At 41.4% G+C, this 10,671-nt stretch carries 15 protein-coding genes and 1 pseudogene; 3 read left to right on the forward strand and 13 right to left on the reverse strand.

Features of this window, described 5'->3' with window-relative positions; genetic code table 11:
• Positions 1–1,408 precede the first annotated feature (1,408 nt).
• The 3 genes from OGY08_RS00515 to OGY08_RS00525 all read left to right on the forward strand — a co-directional run bounded on the left by OGY08_RS00515 (position 1,409) and on the right by OGY08_RS00525 (position 3,354).
• Positions 1,409–2,275 (forward strand): replication initiation protein, encoded by an 867-nt coding sequence (locus OGY08_RS00515; RefSeq protein WP_001353743.1) that lies wholly within the window; start codon positions 1,409–1,411, stop codon positions 2,273–2,275.
• Between the two features lie 12 nt (positions 2,276–2,287).
• Positions 2,288–2,692: a hypothetical protein gene (locus OGY08_RS00520; RefSeq protein WP_012421203.1), complete on the forward strand. Its 405-nt coding sequence runs from the start codon at positions 2,288–2,290 to the stop codon at positions 2,690–2,692.
• Positions 2,693–2,826: 134 nt separating this feature from the next.
• The gene (locus tag OGY08_RS00525; protein WP_000577043.1) at positions 2,827–3,354 is read left to right on the forward strand and encodes a DUF2726 domain-containing protein; all 528 of its coding nucleotides are present in this window, start codon (positions 2,827–2,829) and stop codon (positions 3,352–3,354) included.
• Between the two features lie 306 nt (positions 3,355–3,660).
• On the opposite strand, the gene OGY08_RS25175 is transcribed toward OGY08_RS00525, so the two are convergent.
• From OGY08_RS25175 to OGY08_RS00585, 13 genes and pseudogenes are all read right to left on the reverse strand, one after another.
• Entirely contained in the window at positions 3,661–3,876 is a 216-nt protein-coding gene (locus OGY08_RS25175) for a hypothetical protein (RefSeq protein WP_000399462.1), read from the reverse strand.
• Positions 3,877–3,937: 61 nt separating this feature from the next.
• Entirely contained in the window at positions 3,938–4,189 is a 252-nt protein-coding gene (locus tag OGY08_RS00530; RefSeq protein ID WP_000928750.1) for a hypothetical protein, read from the reverse strand.
• 35 nt (positions 4,190–4,224) lie between these two features.
• Entirely contained in the window at positions 4,225–4,527 is a 303-nt protein-coding gene (locus tag OGY08_RS00535) for a hypothetical protein (RefSeq protein WP_001096507.1), read from the reverse strand.
• A 93-nt stretch (positions 4,528–4,620) separates the two neighbouring features.
• Positions 4,621–5,280: a nucleotide-binding protein gene (locus OGY08_RS00540; RefSeq protein WP_000516222.1), complete on the reverse strand. Its 660-nt coding sequence runs from the start codon at positions 5,278–5,280 to the stop codon at positions 4,621–4,623.
• A gap of 104 nt (positions 5,281–5,384) precedes the next feature.
• Positions 5,385–6,209, reverse strand: coding sequence for a tyrosine-type recombinase/integrase (locus tag OGY08_RS00545; RefSeq protein ID WP_001353741.1), 825 nt, complete (start codon positions 6,207–6,209; stop codon positions 5,385–5,387).
• A 555-nt stretch (positions 6,210–6,764) separates the two neighbouring features.
• Complete coding sequence (locus tag OGY08_RS00550) at positions 6,765–7,421, reverse strand: SEN1982 family lipoprotein (protein ID WP_000972912.1); 657 nt, start codon at positions 7,419–7,421, stop codon at positions 6,765–6,767.
• A 103-nt stretch (positions 7,422–7,524) separates the two neighbouring features.
• Entirely contained in the window at positions 7,525–7,989 is a 465-nt protein-coding gene (locus OGY08_RS00555) for an H-NS family histone-like protein (RefSeq protein ID WP_001293141.1), read from the reverse strand.
• 17 nt (positions 7,990–8,006) lie between these two features.
• Entirely contained in the window at positions 8,007–8,213 is a 207-nt protein-coding gene (gene hha, locus OGY08_RS00560) for a hemolysin expression modulator Hha (protein WP_000850856.1), read from the reverse strand.
• Positions 8,210–8,692, reverse strand: a pseudogene (locus OGY08_RS00565) (topoisomerase C-terminal repeat-containing protein); the annotation flags it as partial. The pseudogene OGY08_RS00565 and the gene hha, both read right to left, overlap by 4 nt.
• Positions 8,693–8,949: 257 nt before the next feature.
• Positions 8,950–9,297: a type II toxin-antitoxin system HicB family antitoxin gene (locus OGY08_RS00570; protein WP_000681613.1), complete on the reverse strand. Its 348-nt coding sequence runs from the start codon at positions 9,295–9,297 to the stop codon at positions 8,950–8,952.
• Positions 9,294–9,542: a type II toxin-antitoxin system HicA family toxin gene (locus OGY08_RS00575; RefSeq protein WP_000520549.1), complete on the reverse strand. Its 249-nt coding sequence runs from the start codon at positions 9,540–9,542 to the stop codon at positions 9,294–9,296. The genes OGY08_RS00570 and OGY08_RS00575 overlap by 4 nt, the downstream gene beginning before the upstream one ends.
• 304 nt (positions 9,543–9,846) lie before the next feature.
• A complete protein-coding gene (locus OGY08_RS00580; protein WP_000854259.1) occupies positions 9,847–10,197 on the reverse strand; it encodes a hypothetical protein in 351 nt (116 codons plus the stop codon).
• A gap of 90 nt (positions 10,198–10,287) precedes the next feature.
• The gene (locus OGY08_RS00585) at positions 10,288–10,587 is read right to left on the reverse strand and encodes a hypothetical protein (RefSeq protein ID WP_000650309.1); all 300 of its coding nucleotides are present in this window, start codon (positions 10,585–10,587) and stop codon (positions 10,288–10,290) included.
• Between the last annotated feature and the right edge of the window lie 84 nt (positions 10,588–10,671).

The following is a 10,671-nucleotide window of genomic DNA, read 5'->3' on the forward strand; positions in this document are numbered from 1 at the left end:
AATCTCCTGCCCTGCTGGGCTATTGTGAGAGGGGCCATTCCCCTTTCGATGAAACAATAATACGACCTTTAAGTCGTATTTGCAAGTTTTCTCCCGTTTTTTTACTCGATAAGTGATTGTTATCACGTTTTTTAATCCGCGTAAGCGGATGGAAGGGGCGAACGAAAATACCAGGGCAGCACAGGAGCCACATCGCCCCGAAGCGCGGCGCAGCCGCTGACGAACGTACCAGGGTGCACAGGCCATCCCTTCACCCTGCAAAGCCCAACTGACCAGCAGGCCATGATTATGCTGATTTGCGCCGCAGAATGCCGCAGTTAGCGCGAGCGCAAGCGAGTTTACCCCGCCCTGGTGCATTGCAGCATGGCGGGGCGCTGTACTGCGCGTGTGAGCGTTAGCGAACTACGGGCGCAATGCAGGAGAACTAACAGAACCTCCCTAAAACGCTCTGAATCGCATTTTAAGCGATTTTTTTCATTTCGCATGGTTTTCCTCATGGTTGTATCGAACGAAGCGGCAGAGCGCGATTCAGGGCTTCTTAGTGGAAGATCCAAAAAGGATCAAATAACGGATCATATGATCTGAATCTCTCTGGTTTTGAGAAAGGAGATACCGCTCGCCGCAGCCGAACGGCAGGAGCGTAGCGACTGAGTGAGCGAGGAAGCGGAATTTTTGCGATGTGACATTAGGATCAGTACGCACGAATATTATATTTATTTCAATAAGTTAAAGTTAACTAGGGACAAATTTATGGTCTTGAAAATTGAGATACATAAGGCATCAAATATTTTTTTGATGATTTTATGTTATTGAAAGTTATGAGTTTTAATGATTGATGATGTTTGTTTTAGCTTGCGGGTAATAATCATCGGGGGACAGATTTATGGTAAGGAACCATCATCGTTGCTGGTTTTGTTGAGTTATCCACAGTTCCTGAATATTCGCACGCATTAAAAGCCTTATCTTTTCTTGTTTTTCTTAAAAACTTAAAAACTTAGAGTAGCTCTAATTTATTGATTTTAAGCGTGTTTTTTGTCTAAACATGAGAGCTTCCTCGGTTAAACATGATAACTTCCTCGGTTAAACATGAGAGCTTCCTCGGTTAAACATGAGAGCTTCCTCGGTTAAACATGATAACTTCCTCGGTTAAACATGAGAGCTTCCTCGGTGATATCCACAAAATGTGTCATAAGAATACTAATTCGTTGTTCTTTCTGGTGAATCTATTTTGAATCTGTTGTTAATCTGCCTTGAATCCAGTGTGGATTTTGAGCATGGATTACCTTTGTGAGATAAATCACAGATATGAAACATGAGAAGATACTCGGTTAAACATGATATTGATTGTGTTGTAATATCATGTTTCTGGTGTTAAAGTCTGATTATCAAGAGTGTTGGAACAATGAGAATGACGACAAATAAGACTTCCCTTTCTCGCTTAACAAAAGTGAGACATCGAAATGAATTGAATTCAACGCTGTCAACATTGCCTATGGCTGCTAAAAAAGTCTTATTTTTAGCCATGTGCCAGATAAACTCTAAAAATGAATTCGATGATGATCACATATTTTATGTGACAGTTGCCGATTACATTAAATGGGTTCAGGTTAAGCCTGATGCGGCTTATCTTGCTTTGAGGGATGGCTCTAATATATTAGATACGACGCTTCTTAAGCTGAAACATGATGAAATATTAGAACTGAGTAGTGATTTGGGATTTAAGTTCACTAAAAGTAATGTACCTGATTCAATGAATTTGAGTCTGACTGTTTTTTCTACTTATTACAGGAATGAAGGTAGAGTGGGGATCAAGTTTACGAAAGAAGCGAAAAGATTTTTATGTAAACTTATTGGTGAAGAAAAACGTTATACAACGCAAGTTTTATTATCTGTTGTTCGACTGACAAGTGTTAATGCTGCATCACTATATCAACTCATTCGTAAAATATATAGTAATAATTCTCGCGCGAATAGTTTTGAAATGACAATAGATGAACTTAAAGATGAATTGAATCTTTATACAATAGGGGCGGGGGGGGTGAAGGATTATAAGTATCCAGATTATCCTGCTTTTAAAAGAGATGTTCTTAATAAATCAGTAAAAGAAATCATGAAACATACGGAAGTAAAGAACTTAAGTTTCGTAGTTTCAGAAAAAATTGGGAGAAAAGTTTATAAATTAAAGTTCTCTTATACAATTGGTTATGAGGGCGATACCAGGGAAGACTCAGAGTTTACTAATATGTTTGATAAAATGTACCCACCTGAAAATTGAGGTCATAACAATATGAAGGATAATATCGTAGATTTTCAAAGAATCAGGGACAGCATGAATGATCATTCAACCGATGTTGCAAATGATGCCGTTTATTCTGACAAAAAGAAAATATCCAGGTTCTTTTATCTGCTGACACCTGTCAGATACCTTCTGGCTGCTTCCCTTTATCTGGTTGTTGTTATTCCATTGGGGATTCTTGCGGGATTTCGTTTCTTGTTGCAGTTTTTAGGCGGTATCGCAGTGATGGGTTTAACTATCGCCTGGTACATGGGTGCAGATGTCAGTAGTTACGTTGTTCTTGCTGCATGGATCGCCTTAACTGTTTGTGGTTGCGCAGAGCAGATTTTTGAATGGTGGATCGAAAGCCGTTTTGCGTTCCGTCTTTTTGGTATCGGGAGAACGCCGGAAGAATGAGCGCCGATCTTACAGACAGTAAAGAACAATGTAGGATAGACAATCCGATGTCAAATGTTAACATTTGAATCAGATTGTCCAAAAACGATGTTTTTGCCTGTGCCTGCCGCAGGCTCTTTTAAAAGGAATATGAAATGATATTTAACCGTAATAAAAAACGAGATGAACAACATAATTCTGCTGTTGTTTTGCCATCAGCTGAAAATGTATTCTCTGATTTTATTAAGAACAATCCAGCTTTGACAACCAATGCTTTTACAGCCATTGGGGAGGTTGATTGTTTTACTAAAGTACCCTTACTCTCAAATAATGAATCAGAGTTTTTAGGCATTCTTTCACGTAATATTATACCTGATTATTCCGTTTTTCCCAAAATACGGCTCATTGAATTTGTTCGTCCTCATGGTAGCGAGGAAGCTGTAAAAGATTTAATCCGTGAAGTGCAGAATATAACCTGTGATTTTGTCCTGAAATCATATGATGAAACAGTCCTGGCTGTTATCCAGTTTGGTGAAACCGCAACCGTCAGACAGCAAAAGAAAAAACTGATTATCCAGCGCGTGTGTGCTATGACAGGAATTTCTTTTTTCGAATTTAAAAACACTGTCGATATGATGGGGAGCGAAGATTTTTGTCAGTTCCTGCGGGATGATGAAGAGTAAAAATATTAGAAATTAAAAATAAGCCCACATATTTGCGGGCTTAACAAACGCATTGTCATAATTTATTGTCTGTTATCCTCTAAAATAATTAATGATGGTCCTAACATGGTTGTAAATACCAATGCTGCTATGCCAATCATACCGTACTTGTTTGGTACACATGATAATAATAAAGAGCACGTAGATACGGTTATATAAAATATTCTGAAGTTACTTTTTTTAAGTAGTGATGATATATATATTATACATAACGCTATAAGACTAAACGCGATTGAATTTATCATTGTATAATCCTCTTTTAATTGATCAGCACATATCGATCTTACCGCCCAGTAACATAAAAATGAAAACCGTTGTTACTGGGAGCAACATTGCCAGGATGAAAACGATTAGATTACTTTTCCTGCCAATATTGAATACTATACCAGCCAGCACTACTAAAAAGAAAAATGCAACAGGTACTGTCCATGTAATGACAGGATGATAGTTTATAATGCCTAAATCAACGATGCAGTGTTCCATAGATTGAAAATCCCCTAAAGTGCCCTAATGTCTGGTTATAAGCTGGCATTATTCCGTATCCTCACTTCACAAAATCTTCTGGTTTTATACTTGATTTAAACTCTTCTTCTTTAGAACGTTCTTTTTGCCATGCTATATACCATACAAACAAAACAACAGTTCCAATGACAAAGTACGATGCTGGTTCCAGTAATGCTGAGATACTGTCACCTGAAAATTTCCATACACCATAACCCGCAAGAACCACTCCAATAAAAGGCTGCAAATAGAGCATGTAAAAATTGAATACAGATTTAATGGCCTTCATAAGCATATTTGTACTCCTTTAATGGTGTGTAATAAAACACACTATTTATTCACGGTTGGTCTTCCTGCTTTCGGGCTGTTTTTCCTTATATCATCAAACAGCCTCCGGCGTTCTTCTGCTGATACCAGACGTAACGCTGCCAGTGCTGCTCTGATAACTTCAGCACGGCTTGCGCCGTACTTGTTCTGGAACACCTGCGCTGTATCCAGATCATCATCTGTCATGGTCAGATTTATACGCGTTACTGCGGATGCCGATGCTGGTTTTTGTGCAGCAGAACTTACAAACTGGCGTAAATCCAGCGGTTTAATTTCCTGATCAATTTTCTTTGGGAGCTTTGCCATTAGATTCGGTATCCTGTTTTTAGTAAGGTGTGTAATTATACACACTATTAAGGGTGTGAGTATATCATCGCTTATAGTGTGTAATAATACACATTACAGAACATCCGTTTCTTTTAACAGTAATTCAATCTCTCCACGGGCTTTGTTTCCCCGTTTATCATCGTATTCGTGTACGCCCATACCACTGTTATAGGCTTTTTTATGCGCAGTACGCATATAGATACGCTGGCGGGGAACCGGAAGCCAGTCAGGATCATCATTGAGTTGTCGGCGCAGTTCTGACGCTTCACTGTCTGACGGATTAGTTGAACACTTATTCAGGACAATCCATGCTTTCATTGATGGATTGACTCCGGCCTGTGCTGTTTTAATGTCGAAAACCAGCCGTCCCAGCGTGTTGATCTCGATGCCTGCTCCTGGCTCAATGAATGTGAACAGAATGTCAGCACAACTCAGTGCCTTAACGAAGGCCGGAGATTTCATTCCTGGCGTATCAACAAACACATAATCAAAGCGGGCAGCCAGTTTTCGTGCCATCGCCGGAATATCTGTGTAGCACTCGAAATACGGTATTTCAGACAGCCGCTCGTTGGTTTTACGTTCCTCAATGAAGTCCTTGATGCTTCCCTGCGAGTCTGTTTCCAGGAAACAGGCTGTTTTCCCTTTCCTGATGGCACAGACACATAAGGAACAAAGCACGGTGCTTTTGCCTATGCCGCCTTTATGCCCTGCAACTGTAATGATTTTTCCCATCACAAAACCCTCCCGGTTAAATAGTGTGTATTAATACACAATCTTTTGTGGTGAAAGTATAACCGTACTATTGCGTGCTGGCAACAGTTTAATGGTGTGTATTATTACTCATCATTAATGCGTTCAGGGTATCCGAGAAGCTGTTTTGCTCGCCGTGGATCGCAGGTAAAGGACAGGCCACTTCCTGTCAGGACGTCCAGCGAAAAAACGCGGGTGTAAATCTCGGTGCTTCTTGCATAACGGTGTCCCAGCAGGGATTGCAGGACGCGCGGAGGAACGCCACTCATTGTCAGGTGCATGGCGTAACTGTGGCGAAACGTGTGAGGCGTGACCGGAACCGAAAATGTTACGCCGTCACGCTCTGCCCGTGCCACTGCGGTGTTTATCCAGTTCAGCGGTGTCTGTCTCGATGTTATGTCCCACACAGGCTGATGTTTGATCCGCTTTTTCCAGGTCGCCAGGTATTCCCGCATACGCAATGCGTATCCGGCATCCAGAACAGGAACCAGCCTTACAGCAGGCTCCTGTGGTTTTCTGTATCGCGGATCAGGATGTAATGGTGGATGCCTGGTGGTCGGGCGTCCTGGTCTTCTTTCTGCTTCTTTTAGACGTTGCTTGAGTGTTTTCAGGATCACCACGGGTTGCGGGTACTGCCGCGTCGGAGTCAGCATAAAATCGGCAGGTTTCAGTGCCAGAGCTTCGTTCAGTCGTGCTCCGGTATTCCAGAGCGTCTCAAAATACATACGGATGTTCAGATCATCGATGTAGGAGAGAAGCAGTGAGACTTCCGGTGCTATCAGATATTTCGGCATTCCTGCGCCAATCTGTGCTGCAAGATCCCGCATATTACGGGCTGCATCGGGAGAGAGGGTTAAATTCCAGGCGTCGCTACGTGAAATCTGGAAAATGCTGGCGGGTAAATGACTCAATTTTTTAATCTCCGCACCTGTTTTTTTGGACGTGCCAGCAATTATGACCTGAAGCAGAGGTGCGTCCGACAACAAAAATTCCGATCACCAAAAAAATTTTTGGACATTTTTTCCGATAATGCATTTTTGTCCAGGGGGATATGAACGACAGGGCAGGGCGAAAAGGAAGCGGTTATCCTGAATAACCCAGGATATGGGCACATAGACCGGAACAGGGCACCGGATAAAGGAACGGAACATGTGAATGTTGTAACTAATGAAATCTGGACAGAATCACCTGTATGTCTAACTGCCTGGCGAATTAAACCGGAGCAAGGGTAATCTTGTTCAAAAATACTGTAGCGGTCGCAGCTGAGGATCGCGCTGGCCAGCGCGATCGATGCGTCACCGGCGCAAAGCTGATTTGTTGTTTTACAGTAAGTTAGGTTGTTTGCGGTGTGAAAAATATCGGTGAGTATTTTTGATAGAGTCATTAACGGCGGTGCGCTACGTGAAATCCGTGAAAAAGTAGGGGATATACGTGGGGGATTTTTCACGTAGCAACACCATTACAGCCTACCGTTCAGCAGACCATCCATCATTTTTCAAAACCAGTGTAATACGTTTTGTTTGTTTCTCTTTCAAATCAGACTCAAGTCCTAAAAATGCTGTCCGAACATCATCGCGTTTCGCCCATTCAGCGATACTGGTGGGACTGAATGTGTAATTCACCTGCGTGATCTTCATTCCCATAGCATCACCAGGTTCGGTAAAATCAACTATCTCATCCACCTTATAATGACCAACGCAAAAATCAGGCCGTTCCGGAGACTTCAGATATTTTTTCCCCTCATCTGTCAGAGCATATTCACGGCCTGGCACTTTCTTACCCGTCTTAGTAAAACCAATAACGTCATCAACCAGGGTATCTTTTACTGTTAATAAATCGGCTTTGACCAGTACATCCAGCGCAGAAAACTGTCGAGAATTTATTTCATCTGCCCGTTCCTGAGATGTATATCGATTAGCCTGAGCCACAGCTACCTGAACCGGATAAGGCTTACTATCAAACATTCCCAGCGGACTAATAGTAATGCATTCCTTCTCTAGTCGAGTATTAATAGCTTTTTCAAAGTTTTGCTTATTAGCATCTTTTGGTGAATCACACCCTGCCAGCAAGAATGAACTCAAAGCAACAAAAATAACCACTACTTTTTTTGATTTGATCATCATTTTCCCTCTTTATCAAACGATAAAATTTCTTGCCAGCGCCGCTGGCTGTTCTGTCCCCTCCATTTGCCGTCGCAAACTTGTTTGCGACGGCATCACGATTATTTTATTCAACCTGCCCAGGTTGCAGTTTGTCAATGAGGAAATCTTCCATGAAATGGCCCTCATCAAGCAGCTTCTGTAAAGCAAGCGGACGCTTGCCATTACCAGACCATTCTCTGATCTCGCCATTTTCATCCTTAAAGCGGTATTTAGCCTTTCTTACTCCGCCTTTGGCTTTCCGCCTGGTTTTTACTGTATCTGCTGTTACAGGAGCAAGGAGTGATTCGGGATCAAGACCTAAAGATATGATGTATTCAATGGCCTGCTGACGTTTGGCTTCAAGTTCCTGGCGTTCAGCCGCTTCACGTTCAGCCTCTTCACGACGTTCTTCAACAACAACGTTCAGTTTTTCCTGCATTTCGAGCAATTGCTCAAAATCAACTTCACGGGCAAAAACACGCAATGAACGAATATTCATCATAGTACGGCTGATAATGCCGTATTCATCTTCTTTAGTCAGTTCGCTCATATAATTAATCCTCTTATTTAGTGTACGTACTTCCAGACGCCGGAAGGCACCTTATCATAAAGTTTATTCATCACCAGTTCTGCTCGGCGATGATCTGCGGCAGAATAAAATGCCTCTGATTCTGATAAAGGCAGTTTGTAACGGTTAATCTCAATAACTTTTTCAAGAGTATCTCTTGATTTACATTTTCTTAACTGAAAAAGCCATTCCTGCTTTGTTTTCACTTCTTAGCCCTTGCCGGAAAACCCAGTTTCCCTGTTTTCTTATCCTCAAGGACAAGAACTGTATCATACGTTCCACCACTTTTCTTTTTAAATCCCTTAATCAAATCGGTTTTCCCTGATTTAACCAGTTTTTCGGCCTGTGCCTGGGTGATTTTCTTACCATAAAACTCACTCCAGATTTTAAATTCACATCCGGTACAGAAATAACCTTTCGGCCTGATAACAATATGTTTACCACAGGAAGGGCAGGGAGAGTCCAGGCGTTGAAACTGCCCTGCTGGCGCAGCGGGTTTAATCTTCATCTCGCCCAGGTCAACATCAGAAATCATGCCTGTCAGTTCACCGTACAGATCATTAATAAACTGTTCAACCGTCAGATCGCCATTTTCTATGGCAGCCTGCTTTTCAGACCATAATGCTGTCATATCAGGATTAACCGCTATACCAGGCAGGGCATCAATAAGCGCATATCCGGCATTGATTGTACCATATGTGGCACTGTGCCTGGCTATAAAATCGTCGCTGCATATGTCCAGATTTCGTTGCTGAAAGATTCTTTCGTCTTCGACCATCAGGCAAACGTATAGCTGAAAGATTTGTGAAAGAAAAAACAGGCCTGGCAGGGCTGGGAATTGTTACGGCTGAAGCCGTAACGCTTTTTAAGTCCTCGCTGCGCTGCGGGGCTTCCGGCGCAAAGCGCCTCCCATGCCCTTACAGGGCATAAAAACAAGGGCAATTAAGCCCCTGCGCGATGATTGCTGACTTCTTTTTCCAGAGCCTTATTAACAAAGGCATTCAACGATAAATCTTCTTCCATCGCCATTTCTGCTACCCGACGATGCAGTTCTGGATCAAGCCTGACGTTAAACACGCCTTTAAACGGGGTATCAGGTTCCTTTCCATCCTCCACACAAGACTGTAAATACAGATCAACAGATGTTTTAAACTCCTGTTCCAGTTCAGCTAATGTAGAAGCCTCATAAGTTACCAGGTCCCGAATAAACGCCAGTTTTCCATACAGGACATTATTTTCAAAATCGGGTTCAACCGTGCCTAAATATCCTTTATATTTTAAATGTTTCATAATAATCCAGCCTCTTTCAGATTCTGTTTAATTGCTTTCAGCGTACCACCTTTGATATAACTTTCCGGATGTGGACGATGCATTAATATGGTGTGATTGATTTCAGCATTGAAAAACCGCACTCTTGACCCCTGCATTTCCTTTTTGACATATCCCAAAGAGGAAAACAAAACGACCAGTTCATCCCATTCAAACGTTTTTTTACTGTTTAAAAACTTTGCCAGTAGCTTATCTGTTTTCCCCATAAATCCATCCCCTATAGATATGCAACTAATTATAGTTACACATGGCATTTTTGTCAAAAAATACAAAGGGGCAGAAAGCCCCTTTTTTTATTTAAAACATTTCATACCCTTGCAAGTAGTTTAACCACCACCGGAATTGATCCCATTCGCTAAATTTCATTGCCGGAATTCTGGTTTCCCAGCCTTTGACAAGGGAATCAGCAAGCTGTACGATCTGCCGCGTTGACATTTAAAAACCTCATTCAGTTTTGATTGTCGATAACGTGATCAGGTTGGTGGAACAACCTGATCACACCTTGAATAGTCAGTCATTACCCTCCTTCTTTTCTATAGTTACTGTGTATCCGTAAAGAGTCAAAATGCGATAAGCATCCAACGCCTCACGCTCACTTTTAAATGTTCTGACTTCGTGTAATCCTTTACCTTTATCAAGGGATACACAAAACTCATAATCTTCTTCTACTTCTATCTTTTTAATTAATTTATCAAGTTCGGCTAATGTTCGTTTTGGCTCAAAAAGAAATGTGCATTGTACAATGGCGTTTAAATCTTCCCGATCAAGCTCTAACAGAGCATCATTATAAGCAGCTTTAAAACAGCGATTATTACGCAGATCAGATGCAAACTGCATTGCGGCTTGTTTTAACGTTTTCATGAATTTCCCTTGCATTGATGTTAATAGACAATTTCAGAATCAATATTGAAATTTCCAGAAAATGCAGGGATGCCCCTGCATTCATAATGCTTAACAAAGACACTCAATAAAATCTTTAAAACTCAAGCATTCATCGCCATCTTTTAATGAATCAAAATATTTTTCATATTCGTCCCTGTAGAAAAGGACTAAATCAACATCACTCTGCTTAAGTTCGCCAAACTGAGGAACAATTCCGGCTTTATAGTCACGAATTTTATTGTTATCAGTAAATATGACAACATACTGTTGTCCAGTATCCTTATGCATAAGGATAATAGTGCAAAGCGTTACTCGTTCGAATGTGAAAACATGATTAGTGGTTGAAGTAAAAACAGATGAGCATTTCATTTTAAATCTCCTGCCCTGCTGGGCTATTGTGAGAGGGGCCATTCCCCTTTCGATGAAACAATAATACGACCTTTAAGTCGTATT

The organism is Citrobacter sp. Cpo069 (genome assembly GCF_030332785.1).
GTDB classification, from domain to species: Bacteria; Pseudomonadota; Gammaproteobacteria; order Enterobacterales; family Enterobacteriaceae; genus Citrobacter; species Citrobacter portucalensis.

What these genes read in the sequence shown, in the direction of transcription:
- OGY08_RS00575 (WP_000520549.1), bottom strand. Translation starts at nt 9,542, where the DNA reads ATGGGGAAAACAGATAAGCTACTGGCAAAGTTTTTAAACAGTAAAAAA.
- OGY08_RS00555 (WP_001293141.1), bottom strand. Translation starts at nt 7,989, where the DNA reads ATGAGCGAACTGACTAAAGAAGATGAATACGGCATTATCAGCCGTACT.
- OGY08_RS00530 (WP_000928750.1), bottom strand. Translation starts at nt 4,189, where the DNA reads ATGCTTATGAAGGCCATTAAATCTGTATTCAATTTTTACATGCTCTAT.
- OGY08_RS00535 (WP_001096507.1), bottom strand. Translation starts at nt 4,527, where the DNA reads ATGGCAAAGCTCCCAAAGAAAATTGATCAGGAAATTAAACCGCTGGAT.
- OGY08_RS25175 (WP_000399462.1), bottom strand. Translation starts at nt 3,876, where the DNA reads ATGGAACACTGCATCGTTGATTTAGGCATTATAAACTATCATCCTGTC.
- OGY08_RS00585 (WP_000650309.1), bottom strand. Translation starts at nt 10,587, where the DNA reads ATGAAATGCTCATCTGTTTTTACTTCAACCACTAATCATGTTTTCACA.
- OGY08_RS00580 (WP_000854259.1), bottom strand. Translation starts at nt 10,197, where the DNA reads ATGAAAACGTTAAAACAAGCCGCAATGCAGTTTGCATCTGATCTGCGT.
- OGY08_RS00520 (WP_012421203.1), top strand. Translation starts at nt 2,288, where the DNA reads ATGAAGGATAATATCGTAGATTTTCAAAGAATCAGGGACAGCATGAAT.
- OGY08_RS00570 (WP_000681613.1), bottom strand. Translation starts at nt 9,297, where the DNA reads ATGAAACATTTAAAATATAAAGGATATTTAGGCACGGTTGAACCCGAT.
- OGY08_RS00515 (WP_001353743.1), top strand. Translation starts at nt 1,409, where the DNA reads ATGACGACAAATAAGACTTCCCTTTCTCGCTTAACAAAAGTGAGACAT.
- OGY08_RS00550 (WP_000972912.1), bottom strand. Translation starts at nt 7,421, where the DNA reads ATGATGATCAAATCAAAAAAAGTAGTGGTTATTTTTGTTGCTTTGAGT.
- OGY08_RS00540 (WP_000516222.1), bottom strand. Translation starts at nt 5,280, where the DNA reads ATGGGAAAAATCATTACAGTTGCAGGGCATAAAGGCGGCATAGGCAAA.
- OGY08_RS00525 (WP_000577043.1), top strand. Translation starts at nt 2,827, where the DNA reads ATGATATTTAACCGTAATAAAAAACGAGATGAACAACATAATTCTGCT.